Genomic DNA, 22,119 nt, shown 5'->3' with positions numbered 1-22,119 from the left:
ATTAAAATTCTATGTTTAAGCCCAGGGTAAACTGTTTTGATAATGGGTATCCGCCAGGATAATCTCTACCTAAAGCGGTAACGTTTTCCGGGTTAGGACCAGAATAGCGGGTAATAAAACCTAAGTTTGAAGCGGTTGCATTCACACTAACCCTGTTCAATCCATATCGCTGTGTAAATGTTTGTGATAAACTGTAGTAAACCTTTACAGAATTCAATTTAAGGTAAGAGCCATCCTCTTGAAACAAGGTCTGAGAATACCTGAATGGGTTAATAATAGACGATCTGATAAAATCTAATGGATTACCATATTTGGCCAGATCACCCGAAGCTGACCAATAATTAAATTGAGAAAGGGGCACCAGGTTACCCAAAGTTGTAGGGTTATTAAAGTTTAAAAGCTGGGCGGCCAAACTGTTATTTAAGATATCACGCTGCAAAGTAAAAGAGGTATTAATCTCCAGGCTCCATCGTTTAAATTGTAGCAAAGAGGTAAAACCACCTGTTACCTGTGCCTGTGAGTTACCTGCAATAACTTTATCGTTATCATCTAATATATAGTTGCCATCCAAATCGGTAAAAACAGGATCACCAGCTTTAAAGTAATTTAAGATGTTTGTCCCGCCAACACGATAAGGTAAACCTGTTACGGGATCAACCGGTACTTGTCCATTAGTTTGGTATACCCCTTTCGTATTAAACAAGTAATTAGATAGTGAATTTAAACCAAGGCGGTAATAAGTGTCCTGATCTAAAATTGACGCATCGTTATAGATTTTCTCCCGTAAACCATCAGGTAATTGTGCCAGAACTTCTCTGTTAATTGCCAATGTCGCCGATAAACTTAATTTAAAAGGGCTGGAAGTATTTAAAGGACGGCCGGTAACCTGAAACTCCCAGCCATAATTTACGTTACTAATTTCTGTAGCTGAAATACCTCCAAAAGAGGTAGAGCTGGAGAGCTGCTTAGTCTGTAAAATATTATCTGTTTGTTTATAGTAGGTGTCAAATGCCAGGGAGAATTTATTATTCCATAAACCAATATCAAAACCTGCGTTATAAGTAGTCGCTTTCGTAGGTTCTAAACTTAGATTAGGCAATAACTTCTGGTCTAAAATAACTGACTTAGAGTTATTGTACTGGCCACCACCATAGTATTTACCATAAGCATCATAAATACCACCATTTGGTGTAATGTTGGAACCATAACTAAAACGGAAATCTCCGTAATCAAGCCATTTTAAACCCTCTAAGAATTTTTCTTTGTTAAAATTCCACTTCACCGAAATTGAAGGATTTTTCTTGTAGCCGGCATTAGGACCACTGGTAGATAAACCATCAATACGGTAGTTAAAATCTAACACATATTTTTGCTTATAGTTGTAAGAAAAGGCACCGGCAAAGGCAATGGTTCTCAAATCTGTGTAACCTATAGTCCCACCTAATGACGTTGTATAATTAGTCATATTAGTTAATGGCCCTCTTAACTGATCGTTTACCCCTTTCTGATTCAATATCGCATCAGCTTTAAAGAACGATGACCTCAACTCAGAGAAAGCAAACAGAGAGAAATTGTGTGCATCCTCATTTTTCTCCTGAAGCGAATAAACGTAAGAAAACTGGTTTCGATTGTACAACGTTGTTGCCCTGTCGTTATAAGTATAATACTGCGACTGATTAGCATTTAATATGGCTGGTGAAAAGTTATCTTTAGTACTGGATACTCCGGTATAATTCAAGTAAGATGCCACCCTGAAATTCTTAAGAATCTCATACTCCGCATTAATCGTCGCTGTAGTATTTAGAATTTTGTTGTCATTATCTGTTCTTAATGCACCCAAAACAGAATTTACAGACGAATACAATGATGGTGAGGGCAATAATGAGGAAGAGCTACCACCGGTTGCTACACCCGAATTCTGCAAGCCGTTTCCACTACCGGTTTGTTGTTTCTGTATCGAGTTGTTTAATTGGGCATCTAATTTGAATTTTCGGGTTGGACTGTAACCCATATTCATGTTCAGATTGTATCGGGAATAGCCAGTATTCTGTTGTATACCCTTTTCATCAAAAACACCTACTGCGACTTTATAATTAAAACCAACATCACCACCGGAAATATTTAAATTATGTGTTTGATTAAATGTAGGTCTATAAAAATAAGACTGCCAATCGGTAGAGTTATTGTAATAAGCATTTAAACTATCCGCAAGAAAGGGGGTGTTATTCACCAAATCAATTGCGGTATACCTACTCGTATCGTAACGCAAAATCTGATCAATTCTTAATAAACGTTCACCTTTACCACCAATTACAGACCGTAACTGAGGTACAGTAGACACAAAAGCACTTCCATTATAACGTATGACCGGTACTTTGGAGTTACCACGTTTGGTGGTAATTAAGATCACTCCGTAAGCACCTCTGGAGCCATAAAGTGCCGTTGCAGCAGCATCTTTCAACACCGTGATATTCTCAATCTCTTCCGGTGGGATTTGAGAAGCCGGAGATACGCCTGGCCCCGCTTGCTGGAAACCGTAAGAATAATCGGTATTATCATCCACCGGTACACCATCAATTACATACAAGGGTGATGTTGGACTGAGGAAACTAGAGTTACCATCACCTGAAATATTGACATTCGAAATACCGCGGATCGTTACACTTCCCCTAAAACCGGGTGCACCGGTATTATTTTGAATGTTCAAACCAGCAACCTTACCTTGCAGCAGAGACATCACATCACCGGCAGGCTGTCCTTGTAACTCTTTACCAGAGATAATCACTGCCGAACCCGTACTTAGTGTTTTGGTTTTCGTTTGATATCCGGCAGTAATGGTTACTTCTTTGAGTGCATTATTATCATCTTCATTTAAAGTCACATTAATAGCGCTTCTATTGTTGACTTTTACCGTTACAGGTTGATAGCCGATGTATCTGAAGGTCAATTCGGCATTGTTACTTACCATAACGCTGTAATGACCGTTGCCATCCGATTGCCCGATCGCTTTACCAGCAAGGATTACGCTTGCTCCGGCTATAGGTCCTTTTGATTTTGAAGACCCGTCATACACAATACCTTTTACATTAATCTGTTGTTGAGCCTGTGCTACCTGTTGGAAACCAAGAATCAATAAAAATGCTATGGTGTAGAAATATTTCATCGGAAATATGTTCTTATTTAATCTATTTTTTTCCATTAGTCATTGTCAAATTTTGGTCTATCCCTTAAAAACTGAAAAGTCATTTCCCAATCGCCTTGTTGGTAAATATTAAAGTTCATGGCTACAAAACATTGCTGTAACACATTCCCAAAAACCTGCCTGTTAAACCTAAATACCACCCTGGCCTGGTTCCCCGATAACGTAGTATATTTTGTTGGGTAGGCACTCAGGGGAATTGGATAAGCTGTTTCATACTTTACATAAGTATTGGTTTTAACCATGTTGAACCCATGGACCAGATTGGCCCAATCTGTAGCTGCAAACTTATTAGGGTCAATTGGGTTAGATAACGTATCTGTGAATTTGAAAGTTAAACTGTTCCCGTTTCCACTTCTTTTAAAGAGCACGCGAACATCAGACCCCGCATTTAAAGGTTGGCCGCTACGCTCACCTGTGATATTTAAACCACTTGGCAATACGGAGATTTGAGGCCCCTGCCCAATAATCGGGTCTAAATTTGAAGGTTCATATGGGCGCTCCTTCATCGGCATTAACCTGAAATTCTGAAAGTATTTACGTCCACCTGAGTTAGACATTTCGACATCGAATACATAACCAGAATCTGGTTGAGTCTTTACCTGGTTGGAATTGGCCGCAGCCCACATAATAAATTCGCCGGAATGAGGTCGTACTTCAAACAATTGATGATTCTCTGTCGTTCTTTTAGCTTCAATCTCCGCAATGGAGCTTTCTGTTCCATTGTAAGCCGTTTTCCAGACCATTATCGGGTAAAACGCTTCCATTTCGGGTGCTGCTTCCCCCGAAAATGCTCTCATATTTAAGATCTTAAAATCTAAAGGACGACTGGAGCTTCCAAATTGAAAGTTATTACTAAACAGCGTATTTCTTCCCAATACCGGTTGGTAGGTAAGTTGCGTGAACAGAGAATTGTTGGCTAAAGATAACCGGGCATCCGGCAGGTTCTTTTTACAGGAGGACAGACAGACAATACAGCTAAGTAATGCCAGTCCAATTTGTAAAGTATATTTAATATTTTTCATCATTTTTCTAACACTATTTATCTAAACGTTTAGTGAATTCATCAAAACCAAAATTATGCTGGGATGTAATGATGTTAACTGTTGCATTTGTGGTTTTGATATTGACAGCATCGGTTGTGGTAGTTATCCAGTCTTTTGTAAAAAAAGATCCCTTTGGGTCACTAAAATTTAACCGGGTAGGGCCACCAGACTGGTAACCGGATGAACTTAGTTTTACATTTTTAATCTGCATCGGATAACCTATCAGGATTGAATTTTGCAGGGTACCATCAACTGAGCTTAAATAAGCATCGCTTGTTCTATTACCTCTGATGACGTATTTGCAAATCATTATGCCAAGACCAATGGGGTCAGCATTGCTTAAATTAATTAAGCTATGTCCCTCGGCAACGCGTTTTTGATTCAGGTATTTCTCCGCAGTTTCGAAGCTTTTATTTACCGGGGCAAAAAGGGTTAATTCCTGGGTTTTTAAGGAGTCGATCAGCGTCGGATATCGCTCCAAAACCAACAATAACGAATCGAAAGTACCTTTTGGCTGAGCCTTTAAATAATCATATGCAGAACCGTCAAATGTTTGTACCGTGTTCTCATAATCGTGATATGGCGAGTCGCTTTTTTTACAGGCACTGAGGTTCAGAAAAAAAACGCCCAGGCCACATAATAAGCTGTATTTGTATAGGTTATTTCTCATTTTATAACGAATCATTAAATTAGTTCCAATATGGATTCTGAGTAATCGATGGATTTGCATTAATCACCTCTTGCGAGACCGGCCAATAGATACCACCTGCAGCTTCAAATTGCCTGAAAGTCATGGCTACACCGTTTTTAGTGGTAAAAATGTTATTGGTATTTTTGATCTTGTTGTACCTGATGATGTCATACCATCTCCATCCCTCACCCATTAATTCTCTTCTTCTTTCCGCAAAAATCGCATCGATTACAGGGACCTTAGAAGATGATAAATAAGTTACTCCTCTTAAATTTGTGGCCTGGTTTAAAGCGGTAATGGCACCCTCCCTATCTCCAAGTACAGCTAATGCTTCCGCCCTTAATAAGGATATTTCTTCCAGCCGGCTAAATACCATTGATGAACTGAATAAAGCGACATTACTAGCCGTCTGACCTGTATAAATAGCTTTTACTTTGTTGAAAATTGGCTGTTCTGACTGATAGTTATAGAAATAATTTGTTCTATAGGATTTTGTCACCGGATCAATACCGAAACGCAAATCAAAAGGATCAGTAAACACCTTGTTAATGGTATCCTTAGGGACAAACATTTCCGGCTGTGTTTTAGGAATAAATGGGGAGGCTAAGGTCAATTGTTCTAAGTGACCATTGGCGGTTAACAATCCGTTTCCTGCTTCGAAAGGAAAGCCTACGATCAAGGTTGCCCTTTTATAAGCAAAAGGACTATTGGAAGAGTTTTCTGTCAGGCTAGCCATATCAAGGTATGCTAAACCGAAAGATCCATCTTTATTTTGTGAGGCCTGATTGTCTAAAACAAATTTAGCGTAGTTAGCGGCGTCCAGATAATTACCCTGCCAGGCAGCAATATGAGCCAGCATGACATAACAGGATAACCTGGTGAACAAAATACCGTTCCATCCAGTCCAGGAATTACTATGATAGGTACCTGGCAATATTGGATCAGTACCGCCGTATCTAAATGGTACAATTTGTCCGGCAACTAACAACTCATTGGTTGCAAAAGCCAAAACCTTAGCTTGTGAGGATCTACTTAACTGAACAAAGTCGCCATCATGAGAAGAAGTTACCAAAGGTACATCTCCCCATATTCTGCTCATATAGAAATAAGCAAAAGCCCTGATCATCCTGGCCTGGGCAACATCAACCCTGTTATTTAATTCGGTATATCGGGGATCTAATTTCAGGATTTCGCCAGACCGTTCGATATACAGGCTCGCTGCATTAATAGCTGCATAAAACCGACGCCAATTGGTTAATCTATTAATTACCGGATAGGATGAATTTAACTGGCCGTTTACAATTGCTTTTAAATCCGCACGGTTGGTAATTTGAAAATCACCCTGACGTAAATCGCCCATCAACCAATGCCCGTTATCAGCAACTGATGCGGAGCGCATTAAGCCATAAATGGACAACAAATTTGCTTTAGCGTCTTCTAAAGTTTTCCAATTGGTCGTTTCTGTCGCCAATCTATTAGATTGAAGGTTGTCAATCTTTTTACAGGAAAAGTTACCGAAACCAACCAGTAGTACAATAATTCCAACTGAAATCTTGTAGACACTGTTTCTTTTATTGATCGTGTAATTCATATCTTATTGTTCTATATTTTATAAATCCAATTTAAATCCTAGTACAAAAGTTCGGGGAATGGTTAAATTGGCACCATCATAATATCCGTTATAGTTAATCAGCTCAGGATCAATACCACTAAATTTGGTTAGGGTCAATAAATTCATGGCGGTAACATATAGATAAGCTCGTCTAAGATTTGAACCGGATTTTTTAAAGAATTTAGCTTTACCGAAATCGTAACCTAAGGTTACCGACCTTAATTTTGCATAAGATGCATCTTCCAGAAACAAGTCCTGATCTACGCGATAAGCATCTACAGGGCTAAATGGATTATAAATGGGGTAATTCTTTCCCTTGTCGAATATTTGCCAGGAGGAGATTTCTTTAACAGAATTAATGCTGTTACCGGTCTCCGCGTTTATAAAACCATAACGGTTTGCTTCGTACTGGTTGATGGCTTTTTGTCCGAGCGCAAAGATCACATTGAAGTTTAAATCGAAATTTTTATAACTCAAGGTATTATTCCATCCACCCACAAATTTAGGTAAACGATCCCCCGTCATTACTTTATCCTTGTTGTCGATTCTGTTATCGCCATTGTAATCTACCCACTTAGGGTCTCCTCCTTTAACTGGAATACCATTGAAAGTAAGGCCTTCAGGAACTTCGGCATCGGTATTATAAATACCCTGATTTGTATACAACCAAAAACTACCTGCTGATTTTCCTACTTCCAGTTTATTGTCATTAAGAATGAGCTCAGTTACCCCTCCTGGAAGGGCTTTCAACTTGTTTTGGTTGTAGCTAAAGTTAATGCCTGTTGTCCAGCTTAAGGATTTAGACTGAGCTGTGACCAGGCCATTAACTACCAGTTCTAATCCCTTGTTGTTGATGTTCATACCGGATTTATAGTGAGTACTATACCCGAGTTCAAACGGGACCGGCACACCAATGACCTGGTTGTTGTCATTACGGTTGTAGGCCGTAACCGCAGCGCTCAATCTATTCTTAAAGAAACTGGCATTCAAGGTTAGATTAGTCCGGTCGGAAGTTGGTACTTTAATACCATAGCCTATAAAACCACTTTCGTAGGGTCTGTTGATACCCAATGCGCCTCCATACCCCGGAATTGTTGGTTCTTCATACCAGCCACTTTCAGATCGGTATTGCGGACCAGCGGCAAAACGATCATCTAAAAATACCCGGAGTACCCTACCCCAACCTCCGCTTAAATGTAAGCTGTTAAAGGTTTCATTATTTTTCAGTAATTGTTCTTTAATATCCCAATCCGCATTAAATGCCGGTGTGGTTACCCACTTGCTATCAGGCTGCCCGTTGGAAGTACCATCCCTTCTGATGATGGCATTAACAGTCAGGAATTTTTTGTAGCTATATTTAGCCGAACCATAAAAAGACATTAAATTATTCCGCTCTTTATCGATGTATCTGAAAACATAAAAACCACTGGCAGCCAGGGTATTTAAATAGTCAGCCTTTAATGCATCCCCTTCTACTTTATTCAGCTTCACAAAGTCATTTGGTCCATTGTAGGCTCTTGCATAATTATACTTATAGGTATCGCCTTGAAAACTCTGACCTAATTCAAAATCAATCTGGTGGTCTTCATTGATTTCGTATTGATAAGCCGCATTGTTATTTAATAATATACGCTGACTATAGCCAAAATAATTCGAGATATAGCTCACGCCATCCAACAAGGTGGAGGGGGTAAAATAATCCCGGATACCTTCGTTATAATCAAAAATTAAGCTGGAAGTAAGGGTTACTTTATTAATTTTTGCGGCCAGTGTTAAGTTTCCATTGAGCACAGTTGACCTGTTATTGTCCACATTTTTTTTAGTTTCATTTAAGAAGCCTTGATAAACATCCGCATTTGGAGATAATGGGCTGGATAAATCGGGAATATACCGTTGCTCAGCGAAACGATCTCTTAAGCTATTGTTCCGAAAACGATCCAATCTTGCAGTGTTTATGGCGCTTGATACCGTTAACCATTTAAAAGGCAACATATTAATGCCAAAAAACAGGTTATATCGGTTAAGACTGGTGTGATCAGCGTTACCGGCATTTTTTGTTCCGGATCCAAAGAACCTGAAATTGGCTCTGTCCCCTCCCCCTGTAATTCCTAAATTTGCTGAATACGTAGGGGTATTCTGATAATAAAGATCATTCCAGTTGGATGGCCCATAATAAGCTGTATTCGTAGAATCTTTTAAATAAGAGGCATAACCGGCGTAATTTTCCGCGGTCGCATATTTTGCATAAAACGGCTTTCTGAAGTTATTTTCATATACTCCATTTACGGTATTTACCTTAGGAGCCGTTACAAATCCAAAGTATGAATTTAAACTGATGTCCCTTAAACCTCCTTTAGCATTTTTGGTCGTAATATATATTGCACCATTTGCCGCATTAGGACCTAGTTTAGCCAGCTCATAAGGATCCTTAACCACAGATATCGACTCAATATTATCAATATCAATTTGCGCAAGCAAGTTTGTGGCCGGCCCTATCCTATTGTAATCATACTTCTGAACATCAAATGCAAAGGGATTATCCTGCACCAGCGGAACGCCGTTTAAATAAACTGCTGGTTGAAGGGCATAGATATCTTTTTTGTTAAACAACAGGCCAGATGCGCCCTGAACAATCATGCTTTGTTCTGTTCCAGGCTCACCATTTGGCTCCTGTACAAATACACCAGCCAGGTTTCCCTTAACAATTTGCTGAAGGGAGATGTTAGGACTTAAAGCCGCTAATTTAATATTTACAGTATCTCTGGTGCCTTTTAATTTTGGAATACTACTGATTTTCTGAGCTATATTTTTATCTATCTGTTTTAATTTAACAGAGTCCTGGTGCAGGGTATCCTGATATACTTTTGCTGCGACCTTTGATGAGCAAAGAACAGAAAGTAATACCGTACACAAAGCACACGCATTAATTCGGATCATTTTCATTCGTATTTTTAGGTTTGTAGGTTTTATTGCATCCCTTTCCGGAACGCTGTTGATTGCCAGTTTGAATGCTCCTTTACAGAAGGAAAACTGGATTCATAGAAAAAATGGAGACCCATTTTTAGGGAAGGAGTAGTTGTTTTGGTCATATTTGGTTTGGTTTAGTTTGGTTTCAAAAAGCAGTATATCAGCATCAATAATGATCCCGGGTATTTTATTCGTTCATAATTTGAGGTATGTATTTCTTCCTATTCATTATTTTAAAGACCATGCGTTAACACATGGTCTTTAATTTTTTAAATCCTATTAATAATCAACATGATAGTCTTTCTTAAATGCCTGTCCGCTCCAGGCTTTTTTTGAAGTCCAGTCTGCTGCCGGATCAGTCCAGAATTTATGGTCGGCAGGTAATCCCAAAGGCAGGAAGCCAAGTGTTGCCATATATAAACTTCCGGTAGAGGTATATCCATCAGCAATCCCCGGTTGAGCACCACAAAAACCTAGAATCAACCAACCGTCTTTATCAAAGTTGTTATACTGATCAAACATCCGGTGCATGACTGCAGTTAAGCCACAACGAACCTGAGCCGGACTGATCCCCGAAGGCAGTTTATCCATTAATGCAACCTGCCCTAAAGCCTGAAAAGCTGCAGTACGATAAGTTACCGACCTTCCTAAAGGTGGATAAGTTCCATCTGTTCCGATAATACGTTCAGAAAACTCTGAATAACGAACCATACGTTTCACAGCGGTGTCGTAAGCTTCCACATTCAGTCGTTTTTTATCCGATAAAACCTTAAAAAAATCAACCAGCATCGGATGGATCACATACGAATTGTAATAGTCAATACTTAAACTTGGCCCATCACTGTACCAGCCATCTCCCTGATACCATTCCAGAATTTTTCTTTTGGCAATCTCTATCCTTGCAGGATCAGCCTGCTGTCCGATGCTCATTAAAAATGCTTCATTAATACCTGCAAAAAGTAGCCAGTTATTGTAAGCACCTGTTCTTGTGCGTAAAGTCTTAAACTCTTCTGCGATCCTGGCTTTAGTAACTGCATCTAACGGTTCCCATAACGCTTTAGGGGCTCTTAAAAAGGCCTGAGCCATATAAGCTGCATCCACAATTGGCTGACTTTCAGTTCTGAAATTGAGATAATCCGGGTTGGCCGGGTCTACTGCGTTTGCAATTCCTTTTAAAAGCGCAGTACGAAGTTTTTTACGCAACGCTCCTTCTTTAGTTTCATCATCCGGTAAGGCAAGCCATGGCGCAACACCAGCCATGGTACGTCCTACAGCTTCCAGATAAGTTACTTTCTTAAAAAAGTCTGTCTTTTGGCCTGGAGGAACTTCCACTGGCATATGCTGTTTTAAAGTTCCATTAGCCAGATTAAGAATGACCGGTGATGACATTTTATACAATAAATTCGCCCAATACTCCCGATCCTGAGCACCATTAACTGCTACAGATGTTTTCTTCTTCTTTTGTTGTTGTGCATTAATTGCGGTATTGCCGGTAAAAGATATTACCGCAACCAAAAACAGATATTTTAACTTCTTCATGATGATATTTATGACTTATGTTATGACTTACTGACCTCAAAAATTCTATTTGTTCCTGGCGAAACCTTTACCGTAAAGTGAAGCGATTGCGGCTTTTCATTTTTATAATCCACTTTTGAAGGAATCAACAACCCGGAAGACGCATCCCTAAGCACTAATTTATCAGGACTAAGCTTTTTAACCTTTTTAGATAAATCCGACCATTTTACTTCGATGGTTTGCTCCTTTTCCACTCCGGTTTCATTATAAACCCTGGTTACAAACACATCTTTTTTATGATTTACATACATAGGAAGCACTTCAGTACCGGCTAATAAAAAAGCACCCACACCATACACATCGGTATCGTCATAACCTACTTTGTCCGGCGCTGCACCTTGAGCTTGTACAAATCCAAACTTGCCATCAGGATGTACTGAAGTTGTTAAAGCAGTCCAGGCTTTGGAAATAACAGGCTCATATTTTTTATAAGGAATCAGGCCATTATTAACACCCCAGGCCATTGCGTAACAAATAAATCCGGTACCGCTTGTTTCTTTTACAGGAAAACTATCCGGATCCAGCAAGCTGGCATGCCAGCTCCCATCTGCTTGTTGCAACGAGGCCAACTTCTCCGACAATTGTATATATAGCTTAACGAGCTTTTTGCGCTCCGGATGATTCTCCGGCGTTACAGACAGTAGTCGGACTAAACCGCCAATTACCCAACCATTACCCCTACTCCAGAACACCTTAGTGCCATTCTTTTCCTTTTTATTAAAGTAACGGCTGTCTCTATAGTAAAGGTGTTCCTCCTGATCATATAAGTATGCTGTAGATTTCCACCATAATGCAATTGATTTATCGAGGTATCTGGAATCGCCGGTAGCCTGGCTTAAATACCCTAATGCAGGTGGCCCCATAAACAAAGCATCACACCATGCCCATTCACGTACAAAAATGTTATTCTTCCATTCCAGACCTTCCGAATGAGGTAAAGTAACAATGGTATCCGCTAAGGCTTTGAACTTCTGAATATATTCGGGTTTCTTATAAATGGTGTATAACTGCGAATACAATTGTCCCACACAATAATCATCTGCAAAATATCTGTATCTACCGGTATCCCATTTGTTATCTACACCAACCTGTATTAATTTATTATAATAGCGTTCGTCATTTGCCAGCTTTGCCCAGGCCATCATGCCTGTATACATGGCTCCGCTGGTCCAATCCTTTTTATGATTTTTCCAGCCTTTGGTTTCAAGGGTGTTCCATTGCCAGTCAGCAACTTTTTTCATTAATAAATAAGAGGAGTCCGTTTTTGATATCCCATTTTGTCCATGCACTTTTACTGTCCCACAACAGAAAAGGATCAAAAGGGATAAAAATGTTCTTTTGTACATTTGTATCACTAGGTTTAATTTGGTTTTTTAGGTTTCTTGCCAGGGATCTTTAAATCACTGGATTCATTACAGGTGTTTGCTAAAAACTTGCAACACCTTAAAATCAAAAATGAACTTATCAGTGGAAACGGATGGTGGGTAATCCTGTTTAAAATGGGGGAATATTCTGATTTAGAACTATTTTTTACCCCTAAATACTTTATTAAGAGCCGGAAACAGAAACACCTCCCCTGGTGTTGGGGCTTTGACATGTTGTTTCACCTGAGCTAATCCCGGATCAGCAAGGGGTCCTAACGGATAAAAATAACCAGAGATCATCCTAATAAAATAAAGGAATATTTTATTTTCAAGCCTCCATTTAGGTCTAAAATTCTATATTTAGAATCCAAACCAACCAAATATTTACTTGCAAAAATGTATAACCATCTTAAGTCTGGATTATGCAAAATAATTTTTATTTTGTTTATTTTCCATCCGTTTTTTAAGACTAAAGCACAAAAACTAAGTTTTAATTCAATCAAAGTGAGTGATGGACTTTCACAGAGTTCAGTCCTTGATATTGCTCAGGATGTCTATGGTTTCATGTGGTTTGCTACCCGACATGGTTTGAATCGATATGATGGCACTCGCTTTAAAATCTATAAATCATTGCCAAATGATACAACATCGTTGAGCAACAGTTTTATCAATACCATCTATTGTGACCATCAAAAAACTTTATGGGTAGGTACATCAACCGGTTTGGACAAATATGATGCGGTAAATGATAATTTTCAACGCGTAATTTTTTATCAGCAAAAAAAAATAGTAAAACCTAATGTCTCCTACATTTATGAAGACGGAAATGAGCTATGGATTGGTACGGATCATGGGTTATATCTGGTAAATAAACAACAAAAAAACTCATTTATAAGTGCTAATCAATTAGCGATTTCCCCATTGGTTAGTCGGGAAATACAATGTGTCTATAAAGACAAGCAGGGATATTTTTGGATTGGCACAAGTAACGAGCTGATGAGATGCCGGTACAACAAAAAAATAACTGATGTTAAGATCTTTACCCATATCCCTGGCGATAACAGTAGTATAAGTGATGGTCCGGTTAAGTCTATTGTGGAAGACCCAAAAGGAAATCTTTGGATTGGAACGAGAACCGGGGGGCTTAACCGCTTTAACAAAAAACAAGAAACATTTGAACATTATGTTCATCAGCATAACAATCCAAATAGTCTCATTCATAATTCCATCAGGAAAATGATCTGGAATAAGGAAGGAAATATGATCATTGGGACTCAAGAGGGAATCAGCGTATTCAACCCCGAAAACTACAGCTTCAACAATTACCAAAACCAGATCGACAACCCCTTAGGTCTGAATCAAAACTCGGTTTACAGTCTCTTTGAGGATAAAGCTAAAAACATTTGGGTGGGCACTTATTTTGGTGGTGTAAACATCTCCTATGGTGTAAAAACCACCTTCAAAACCTTAAGCAGTTCTGCCAAAGGCAACAGTATCAGTAGTAATGTGGTCCGGTCAATTGTTGGCGATGCAAAAGGGAATTTATGGATTGGAACTGAAGGAGGAGGATTAAATTATTTTAACAGGCAAACGCTGCAGGTTACCTCTTTTATGAACAATCCAGCTGATCCCGGAAGTCTGAGCTCAAACCTGGTCAAACAAGTCTATATAGACAGTGATAATCACTTATGGGTTGGTACCAGTGGAACAGGATTAAACTTGTATGATCCTGCAAATAGAAAGTTCAAAAGATTCTATTTTGAAAAAAATGGTTTTGAAACTAAATCTTCAACTGTAGTTACTATTCTAGAAGATGCTCAAAAGCAATTATGGATTGGAGGAATGGGCATTAATGCCTTGTACCATCGGGAAGGAACAACACTTACTGATATAACACCTCCGGTTTTCAAGAAATACTTTGCAGATAAAATTATCCAAAAGTACTATGAAGATAGAAACAAGAATTTATGGATCGTAACCAATCAGGAAATCCTCTTATATCATCCGGATAAAAAAACTTTAAGCATCATGAGTTCCGGCCCAAAGGATCCGGAAATAAATACATTCAACACAGTGACAGAAGATCATGATGGTAATATCTGGATGGGATTAAATTATGGAGGAATACAGGTTTACAATCCTAAAACGAGAAAAATTACCGCAAGGTATACGACAAAGGATGGCCTTTGTAATGATAACATACTGAGTATTACTGAAGATAAGCAGCACAATCTGTGGTTTGGCACAACAAATGGCTTATCGAGGTTAAAAGCAGATCGAAAAACATTTCAGACTTATACGATGGCTGATGGCCTCGCCGGAGATGAATTCCATTTCAATTCATTATATAAAGCCGAAGATGGAACCATATATATGGGTGGACTAAACGGCATAACCTATTTTAATCCACTTGAGATTCAACAAAATAATGACCATGCCCCCATGAGTTTTATAGGTTTAAGACTATTTAATGATGAAGCTGAAAAAACAAATGGAAAAAACGGGATTCTAGCGCAAAATATCATTCTCAGTCCTAAACTAACATTCAATAGCAACCAGAATATTTTTACCATTGAATTCGCACTGCTAAATTACATCAAACCAGGAAAGAACAAATACGTCTACAAACTACAAGGAGTTAACAAAACCTGGAATCAGAGTGCCATACCTGAAGCCACTTTTACAAACCTTCCAGCCGGAGAATATGTGTTTTCTGTAAAGGGAGCAAATAATGATGGTGTATGGAGTAAACCCATCAACATAAACATTAAGATCTTGCCCCCGCTATGGAAAACCTGGTGGGCATATACCCTTTACCTGATGACACTTGGCACAATCACCTTCTTCTTTGTGCGCTTCTTTTACCTCAGACAGCTCATGAAAAGAGATGAAGAACTTCATCAGTTAAAGCTGAACTTTTTCACCAATGTATCCCATGAAATAAGGTCACATCTGACTTTAATTATGGTGCCAATTGAAAAAGTGATTGAAGAAACCAAAAACAACGACATCGTAAATAAACAGTTAACCGCTATTAAAAAGAACACGGACAGGCTTGTAAGATTGGTAACTGAGTTAATGGATTTCAGAAGAGTGGAAACAAATAATTTAAAATTAAACTTTTCGGATAGTGATATGATTGGCTTTCTGGAGGAGATCTATAGTTCTTTCAAAGAGGTTTGTGCCATAAAAAACATCAGTTTATCCTTCTTTCATGCTGAAAACAAACTATTTGTAGCTATAGAAAAGGTACAAATGGAGAAAGTCATTTTTAACTTATTAAGCAATGCAGTAAAGTTTACATCAGAAAATGGGAGCATAATCCTGACCATTGATAAGGAGCTGGATTCAGTAATTATAAGTGTATCGAATACCGGAGAGAAAATCCCTGCAGAATATTATGACAAGTTGTTTGCGAATTACTATCAGATAGATGGACATCATAAAAACAACGGCTATGGTATTGGCCTTGCTTTAAGTAAACACATCATTGATTTGCATAACGGAACCATAACTGTTAAAAGTGAAACCGGAAATACGTGTTTCACCATTAAATTACCAATTCACAATACGCAACATCATCCTTACCCTCCAGTACCCACAGAAAATCAAGCGGATCATTTAGAGGCAAATAAAGACGCCTTGCAGTTGTCCAGCCCTGGCCAGGATATAGGGAAGTTTACCATCCTGATTGTAGAAGATAATGAAAAGCTACGGGCATTAATAAAAGGTATCCTCGAAAAAGAATATAAAATACTGGAAAGTGTAGATGGTTTAGCAGGGTTAGAAATGGCTACAAATGAAATTCCGGATCTGATTATCAGTGACATCATGATGCCAAATAAAAACGGACTGGAACTCTGTGAAAACATTAAAACGGACGAAAGAACCAGCCATATTCCGGTAATATTGCTTACTGCAAAAACCTCAGAGACCGATCAGATCAGCGGATTAGCGATGCGGGCGGATCTCTATTTAACCAAACCTTTTAGCCAGAATGTATTGCTTCTAAATGTTCGTAACATACTGGATTCAAGGGAGCTAATTTCTGCTAAATACCGCCAGCAGTTTCTTTTTGAACCCAAAAGAATTGTTATGGACAATCTGGATGAGCAATTTTTATCAAAGCTTATCGGAATAATTGAAGATAGTATGGAAAACCGGGAATTTGGCGTGGAGATCCTGTCAGATAAAATGGGGATTAGTCAATCAGTCTTATACAAAAAGATTAAAGCACTCACCGACATGACCGTTAATGATTTCTCGAAAAGTATCCGGTTGAAAAAAGCGGCTCAAATGCTTGGGAAGAAAAACTATCCCGTATCAGAAATTGCCTATTTGGTAGGCTTTATAGACACAAAATATTTCACTAAAGAATTTAAAAAACAATTTGGGACACCTCCAAGTCAGTATAACAATGACTCCTCTTCTTAAAATCAATAGGCTAAGGCTACTTGAATATTCTGATTATAATCGTGTTTTAAAAAGTAATATCATTAGATTTGCCGCCTAAATGAACCGCGGGTACGAAAAGCCCGGGATACTTTAAAAAATTACGAAAAACATAAATGGAAGAAAACGATTTTGTATCCATCTGGCTGGAAGAAAGCGGAAACCCCGCTATAGCCGAATTAACGCAACTAAATCTGGCTCTTGCCAATAAAACCATAGAAACGTTGGCAAACCAGGGCCTTTCAGAGAACGATCTTGCCATCTCCCTGGACATCAATCCAGACGAAATCAAAAGATGGTTAACGGGCAGACATGCATTCAGTATAAAGACTATAAAGGAAATATCTGATATACTGGCTGATTATGCTACAAAGCCAGTAGGCTAAATACGGAAAAATTATCTAAAACCAGCCTGCTGCAGCTGATTCGGAAAGGTAAAATGAGTAAGGAAGTAGATGATCTATTATCGATCAGTATAAATACGATCAACAGCCATCGTCAGAATGAATCCATCATTAAATCATGAAGCAAAAAACTATAAAATCCATTATCGGCTATCTCTGTTTTCTGCTCTTTTATTTCGGATGTATCACGCTGGTTCAAGCACAAAAAAAGCAACTCAATTTAACTAAACAGCTGCAAGAAGTAGTTTCTAAAGACAGTTTACCTGGCCTTGCGGTAACAATTGTGAATGCAAAAGGGGGCATTTATAAAAAGGGGTTCGGCTTTGCTAATATTCAGACAGTAGCACCTTATTCCTCCAAATCCATACAACCTATTGGCTCAGTGAGTAAAATGATATTAGCTGTTGCCCTTATGAAGGCAACTGAATTAGGCTATTTTACTTTAGATACTGATATCAATGAGATTCTCCCTTTTAAAGTAGTTAACCCCTACCTGATCATAAAATTACGATCAGAACACTCGCAACTCACACCTCCGGATTAATAGATAACCCATCTATTTTACTCAACACGTATAAGTTTGACCTGAAAACAAGGCCCTATAGCGCAGACCTAATGCAAGTGCTAACCAGCATGGGGTATCAGCAAAAAATCCAGGACGCTACGCTCAAAGAATTCTATTACAATCACTTATCTACTGAAGGGAAATATTACAGCAAGGAAAACTTTGCAAACATCTCTGATCATCAGGTATTTAGTCATAGTAATATCGGATCAGCATTAATTGCCTAACTACGCAATACTCTATCACAACTAAAATCTAATCTTCCCATTATATGATGCGATTACTTATCCGGATGGAGGATTGAAAACGAATACCGTAGACCTAAGTAAGTTTTTGGTAGATATCATGAATGGATTATCAGGAAAATCCGTCTTGTTAACACAAAAATCTTTTCAGACCATGTTTAGCCCACAGATTTCCATTCAAAATCCACCACAGGAAATAAAGCTAGAAAATAGAAACAAAGGTATTTTATGGAATTTGCATGCAAACGGTACTATTGGACACGATGGCGACGATCCGGGAGTGAGCGCATTTATCGTTTTTAATCCATCAACGGGCTTAGGAGGACTATTTCTCTGCAATAAATACCTTATGATGGATATCCTTCATTCTACCTGTTAGATAAAAATGGAGTAGTCTCACAATCTTATAACGGATATTTTAAAGATTTAGAATCACAGCTTACTGAAAAGATCGAAAGTATTAATAAAAACACCCGGTAACCCTAAGCAAACACAATGAAGCGCATTGGGGTATTTTTTATATGTTTGCTAAAACAACGATTAATTCATGTCTGGACATCAAGCTTACTCATTAATAAAGTTCCTGTTAATAGTTTGTTTTTCGCAAGTTTCGTACGGACAAATCCCAAATTCAAATCACACTGATGGTCTCAAACAAGATTCTGTATTTTTTAGAAACAATATTCAAAATAAATACCCATCTCCCAATCGATACTCTGCTACAAAGCTAAATACTGTATTTGACAGCTGCTATAGCACAATTAATAAGGAGACAACAGACCTTGAGTTTTACAAGAAAATCAAGGTTCTAATGAGTAAAATGAAGGATGGACATTTATATGGTAGTCTACCCGCTCAATTAGAAACCTACCGGAATGAAAAAGCGTTATTCTTCCCGGTAAAGCTGCAATTTATAGCACATAAAGTATATGCAGATACGGTTCCTAATCCACTTATTCCGGCAGGATCTGAAATAATCTCCATTAATAACAAACCTATTCTTGCAATCCAAATTGAACTGTTAAAGTACCTCGTCTCCGATGGCAACATTCAAACTAAAAAGTATCGCATTTTAAACAACTTCTTTTATTTCTACTATTTCATCGCTTTTGCTGAACAGCCTTACTTTGATGTGGTATATAAATCAAGGGATGGACAGATAAAAAAAGACCGGATTAAAGCCGATCTGGAGAAAAACATCATTGCAAATGAAAAGCCAGATTCTCCCCAACCGCCAATTGATTTTTCCATAAAGCCTGGCCATATCGCGTTAATTACGATCAGGACTTTTGACCCACAAGCGTTAAAAGTAGATTTTAAGGAGTTCTTAACCACCAGTTTTAAGCAGGTACTTGATTTGAACATTAAAACCATAATTATTGATTTGCGGGGCAATGGAGGTGGAAAAGATACTTATGGAAGCCTGCTTTATACTTACTTAGCCAATAAGCCTTTTAAGTATTACAAAAACCTGAAGACGGTTACTAAAAATCTGGAATACGAAAAATTCAAAACCAATGTTTCTTCCTACAATGATTTAAAACCTTCCATGATCAAGGAAGTTGGAGGCCACCAATACCAAATGGATAAGGAAGCTCATCCGAATTTGCAGTTGATCCCACCAAATAAATATCATTATGATGGCAAAGTATTATTTCTAATAGACGGATCTTCTTTCTCTACAGCATCCGAATTCTGTGCTATCGCCTACAGCCATAAACGAGGTGATTTTATTGGAGAAGAAACCGGGGGAACTTATGATGGAAATACTTCCGGTGTACAAACCGAATTTATTCTGCCAAATACAAAAATGGAGATCTCATTTGGTCCCGTTAAGTACGAAATGTCGGTAAACCCGGTAAAAGAAATTGGACGCGGAGTTATTCCTCAACACAAAATCTACCCCAATATTCAGGATATCATCGAAAATAAAGATGTCCAGTTGAAGTATGCGATTTGGTTAGCGGGTCAATAAAACAGGTTATAATCCGATCAAATAGTCATTGTTTTATTTTACAATTCTCCGCACTACTTCTTAACAACAAGTATGTAAAAGAGCACTGCAACACCATTACTGATTACGAAAAAAAATTGGCAAACAACTCCCGACAATTTGGTTAAAAACAAGTATTAAAAGCCCTATGGCCTACGAAACCCAATGTATTTTAGGATGGTTTCCCGGGCATGTGTTTCAATTTCTCCTTTAAAACCTGGTATTCTTTTTCCAGATACCGGAAAGCTTTGGTTGTGATGACTCCCTCCGCGTAGTCCATTCTTTTCTGATCATAATCCGCAGCAAGCAGATCAAAACGATCTTTTACGACCTGATACTTCACTTTTTCAGCTTTTTCAAGCGGACTATCCGGAACACCATTCAGGTTCCCCACATAGGTACTATCAGAGATTAATTTTTCATTGGAAGATTTGAAGCAAGCATAAACTTCCATTTGCTCCCTCATCATCCAATCCTTATCCAGCGGGAGAAAACAGCTCCCATCCGCCCTTCTGGCTGCATTTAGAAAGATACTTGCCTGTTTTTTTGTAGGATGACTAACCAATACCATCAGGATATCATCGGTACCACCATCCTCCGTAATATTGGAATTCCAGTTTAACCGCAGGCCATCTGCTCCTTTACTAACTTTCAGATCTGCTGCACTTTCCAATAATCCCCGACTCAGCACAACTTTGTTATAATCGACCTTAATATTGGGATATTCACCACTTAAAGCCTGTTTTTTGTTATAGGAAGTCGCCAGATTGTGCGGGTTTTTAACCGAACCTTCCGATTCCAGTTTGAAACTGACATTGATGAAATCCTTCATCGGTTTCAACAGTTCCATCGTTACCTTCATCTCCTGTTGGTTAGCCTTTTGCTTTAGCGTCGCCTTACCCGGTTTTCCGTTACTGCGACATACCGGCTGTCCTTTTAACATATAAAAAATCGTATTTCCTATTTTCCCGGAAGGCTGCCCAAAAGGGCCTGGTTTACATATTGCCATGATATTTTGATTAATTCGCCTGAATTGACTGATAACCAAGATACACACAAACTACTGTATATCCTATATATTTACTAATTTTATTAGCAAACACATCTGAACTTCATACAAGACTAATTCAGGTTTTTCAGGCAATTTTGACCAGCAGAGCCCTAGCAACTTACCAGAAAGATACTTCAGAAAATCACAATACTAAAACCTCATTACCCTGACTCTACTTCTACCACATAGCCTTGTTTAGTATTTGTCCATCTTTGATGATGGTTTTTCCCAGACTAAAGTTAGTATAGTCAGCAAAAGGGTCTTTATCCCAGATCAGCAAATTCACTTGTTTACCTGTTTCCAGGCTCCCTACCTGGTCTTCAATTTTCATTGCTTTGGCGCCATTGATGGTGGCTATTTTAAAAGCATCAGCCACTGAAAACCCATATTTACACAGCAGGATCAGTTCGGATATATTGATCCTTCCGCCATTTGCCCCGTCCGATCCTAATCGTATTTCAAGACCTTTGTCCTGCATCATTTTCATACATTGCATCATGATCTGGAAACTCTCCAGGCACCTGTTGGTTTGAGCCAGACTTAGGGAAGTATCGTTTGGCAAAGAATAATAAGTGGGATGAAACTGCTCATACAACCTGTGGATCGTACTGCAGAAAGTCGCTTTCTTAAGCGCCAGTTCAGCAATAAAAACCTCCAGTTCAGGAAGTTTATTTTCCTTCACAAAACGAAACTGTTCCAGAAAAAATTCAAGATATTTCGCTTCCGTATCCATTTCTCCAAAATGTGTCTTGAATTGCTTTTCAACCTGACTTTTGTCTGCTGCCGATTGGATAATTGCGCTTGGAATAGCAGCGATATGTTCGTAATTGCGGAGTCCGATAGTTAAAGTCTGAGGAATCGTCAGGTAATCAGGACTTAAATCGCCAATATGACCATAAATCCCCCTGGCTGATGATGAGGTCATACGTTTTTTGCTGCCCAAAAAGAGAAT

At 38.6% G+C, this 22,119-nt stretch carries 16 protein-coding genes; 7 read left to right on the top strand and 9 right to left on the bottom strand.

The features are described 5' to 3' along the window. Window position 1 precedes the first annotated feature (1 nt). The 7 genes from R2Q66_RS12315 to R2Q66_RS12285 all read right to left on the bottom strand — a co-directional run bounded on the left by R2Q66_RS12315 (window position 2) and on the right by R2Q66_RS12285 (window position 12,334). Window positions 2–3,199: a SusC/RagA family TonB-linked outer membrane protein gene (locus R2Q66_RS12315; protein ID WP_316749326.1), complete on the bottom strand. Its 3,198-nt coding sequence runs from the start codon at window positions 3,197–3,199 to the stop codon at window positions 2–4. Then, complete coding sequence (locus R2Q66_RS12310; RefSeq protein ID WP_316749324.1) at window positions 3,199–4,227, bottom strand: DUF5007 domain-containing protein; 1,029 nt, start codon at window positions 4,225–4,227, stop codon at window positions 3,199–3,201. The genes R2Q66_RS12315 and R2Q66_RS12310 overlap by 1 nt, the downstream gene beginning before the upstream one ends. 10 nt (window positions 4,228–4,237) lie before the next feature. Next, a complete protein-coding gene (locus tag R2Q66_RS12305) occupies window positions 4,238–4,915 on the bottom strand; it encodes a hypothetical protein (protein ID WP_316749322.1) in 678 nt (225 codons plus the stop codon). 19 nt (window positions 4,916–4,934) lie between these two features. After that, entirely contained in the window at window positions 4,935–6,527 is a 1,593-nt protein-coding gene (locus R2Q66_RS12300; protein ID WP_316749320.1) for a RagB/SusD family nutrient uptake outer membrane protein, read from the bottom strand. A gap of 18 nt (window positions 6,528–6,545) precedes the next feature. Next, window positions 6,546–9,491: a SusC/RagA family TonB-linked outer membrane protein gene (locus R2Q66_RS12295; RefSeq protein ID WP_316749319.1), complete on the bottom strand. Its 2,946-nt coding sequence runs from the start codon at window positions 9,489–9,491 to the stop codon at window positions 6,546–6,548. Window positions 9,492–9,794: 303 nt separating this feature from the next. Continuing rightward, window positions 9,795–11,054 (bottom strand): DUF2264 domain-containing protein, encoded by a 1,260-nt coding sequence (locus tag R2Q66_RS12290; RefSeq protein WP_316749317.1) that lies wholly within the window; start codon window positions 11,052–11,054, stop codon window positions 9,795–9,797. Between the two features lie 20 nt (window positions 11,055–11,074). Next, a complete protein-coding gene (locus R2Q66_RS12285) occupies window positions 11,075–12,334 on the bottom strand; it encodes a glycoside hydrolase family 88 protein (RefSeq protein WP_316749316.1) in 1,260 nt (419 codons plus the stop codon). A gap of 627 nt (window positions 12,335–12,961) precedes the next feature. Between R2Q66_RS12285 and R2Q66_RS12280 the strand changes: the two genes are divergently transcribed. The 7 genes from R2Q66_RS12280 (at window position 12,962) to R2Q66_RS12250 (ending at window position 20,098) form a co-directional block, all read left to right on the top strand. Further along, window positions 12,962–16,891 (top strand): two-component regulator propeller domain-containing protein, encoded by a 3,930-nt coding sequence (locus R2Q66_RS12280; RefSeq protein ID WP_316749315.1) that lies wholly within the window; start codon window positions 12,962–12,964, stop codon window positions 16,889–16,891. A gap of 134 nt (window positions 16,892–17,025) precedes the next feature. Further along, entirely contained in the window at window positions 17,026–17,295 is a 270-nt protein-coding gene (locus R2Q66_RS12275; RefSeq protein ID WP_316749314.1) for a helix-turn-helix transcriptional regulator, read from the top strand. Window positions 17,296–17,321: 26 nt separating this feature from the next. Beyond that, window positions 17,322–17,435 carry a LuxR C-terminal-related transcriptional regulator gene (locus R2Q66_RS12270; RefSeq protein ID WP_316749378.1) on the top strand — a complete coding sequence of 38 codons (114 nt, stop codon included), beginning with the start codon at window positions 17,322–17,324 and terminating at the stop codon, window positions 17,433–17,435. Continuing rightward, the gene (locus R2Q66_RS12265) at window positions 17,432–17,857 is read left to right on the top strand and encodes a serine hydrolase domain-containing protein (RefSeq protein ID WP_316749313.1); all 426 of its coding nucleotides are present in this window, start codon (window positions 17,432–17,434) and stop codon (window positions 17,855–17,857) included. Before R2Q66_RS12270 ends, R2Q66_RS12265 begins: the two co-directional genes overlap by 4 nt. 71 nt (window positions 17,858–17,928) lie before the next feature. After that, window positions 17,929–18,105 (top strand): hypothetical protein, encoded by a 177-nt coding sequence (locus R2Q66_RS12260; RefSeq protein ID WP_316749311.1) that lies wholly within the window; start codon window positions 17,929–17,931, stop codon window positions 18,103–18,105. Window positions 18,106–18,136: 31 nt separating this feature from the next. Then, window positions 18,137–18,502: a serine hydrolase gene (locus R2Q66_RS12255; protein WP_316749376.1), complete on the top strand. Its 366-nt coding sequence runs from the start codon at window positions 18,137–18,139 to the stop codon at window positions 18,500–18,502. A gap of 432 nt (window positions 18,503–18,934) precedes the next feature. Next, on the top strand, window positions 18,935–20,098 hold the full coding sequence (locus R2Q66_RS12250; protein ID WP_316749309.1) for a S41 family peptidase: 1,164 nt from the start codon (window positions 18,935–18,937) through the stop codon (window positions 20,096–20,098). Window positions 20,099–20,288: 190 nt separating this feature from the next. On the opposite strand, the gene R2Q66_RS12245 is transcribed toward R2Q66_RS12250, so the two are convergent. After that, on the bottom strand, window positions 20,289–21,125 hold the full coding sequence (locus R2Q66_RS12245) for a DUF6266 family protein (protein ID WP_316749307.1): 837 nt from the start codon (window positions 21,123–21,125) through the stop codon (window positions 20,289–20,291). 220 nt (window positions 21,126–21,345) lie between these two features. Continuing rightward, entirely contained in the window at window positions 21,346–22,092 is a 747-nt protein-coding gene (locus R2Q66_RS12240) for an amidohydrolase family protein (RefSeq protein WP_316749305.1), read from the bottom strand. Window positions 22,093–22,119: the final 27 nt, after the last annotated feature.

The sequence above is a fragment of the Pedobacter gandavensis genome, from assembly GCF_032677645.1.
In the GTDB taxonomy this organism is placed as follows: Bacteria; Bacteroidota; Bacteroidia; order Sphingobacteriales; family Sphingobacteriaceae; genus Pedobacter; species Pedobacter gandavensis_A.
This window is presented reverse-complemented; position numbering and strand designations above follow the sequence as displayed.

Bases quoted from the DNA above. Each gene is read 5' to 3' on its own strand.
- R2Q66_RS12310 (WP_316749324.1), bottom strand. From the start codon at position 4,227: ATGATGAAAAATATTAAATATACTTTACAAATTGGACTGGCATTACTT.
- R2Q66_RS12300 (WP_316749320.1), bottom strand. From the start codon at position 6,527: ATGAATTACACGATCAATAAAAGAAACAGTGTCTACAAGATTTCAGTT.
- R2Q66_RS12265 (WP_316749313.1), top strand. From the start codon at position 17,432: ATGAAGCAAAAAACTATAAAATCCATTATCGGCTATCTCTGTTTTCTG.
- R2Q66_RS12240 (WP_316749305.1), bottom strand. From the start codon at position 22,092: ATGACCTCATCATCAGCCAGGGGGATTTATGGTCATATTGGCGATTTA.
- R2Q66_RS12245 (WP_316749307.1), bottom strand. From the start codon at position 21,125: ATGGCAATATGTAAACCAGGCCCTTTTGGGCAGCCTTCCGGGAAAATA.
- R2Q66_RS12285 (WP_316749316.1), bottom strand. From the start codon at position 12,334: ATGAAAAAAGTTGCTGACTGGCAATGGAACACCCTTGAAACCAAAGGC.
- R2Q66_RS12290 (WP_316749317.1), bottom strand. From the start codon at position 11,054: ATGAAGAAGTTAAAATATCTGTTTTTGGTTGCGGTAATATCTTTTACC.
- R2Q66_RS12260 (WP_316749311.1), top strand. From the start codon at position 17,929: ATGCAAGTGCTAACCAGCATGGGGTATCAGCAAAAAATCCAGGACGCT.
- R2Q66_RS12275 (WP_316749314.1), top strand. From the start codon at position 17,026: ATGGAAGAAAACGATTTTGTATCCATCTGGCTGGAAGAAAGCGGAAAC.
- R2Q66_RS12305 (WP_316749322.1), bottom strand. From the start codon at position 4,915: ATGAGAAATAACCTATACAAATACAGCTTATTATGTGGCCTGGGCGTT.
- R2Q66_RS12250 (WP_316749309.1), top strand. From the start codon at position 18,935: ATGAGTAAAATGAAGGATGGACATTTATATGGTAGTCTACCCGCTCAA.
- R2Q66_RS12295 (WP_316749319.1), bottom strand. From the start codon at position 9,491: ATGAAAATGATCCGAATTAATGCGTGTGCTTTGTGTACGGTATTACTT.
- R2Q66_RS12315 (WP_316749326.1), bottom strand. From the start codon at position 3,199: ATGGAAAAAAATAGATTAAATAAGAACATATTTCCGATGAAATATTTC.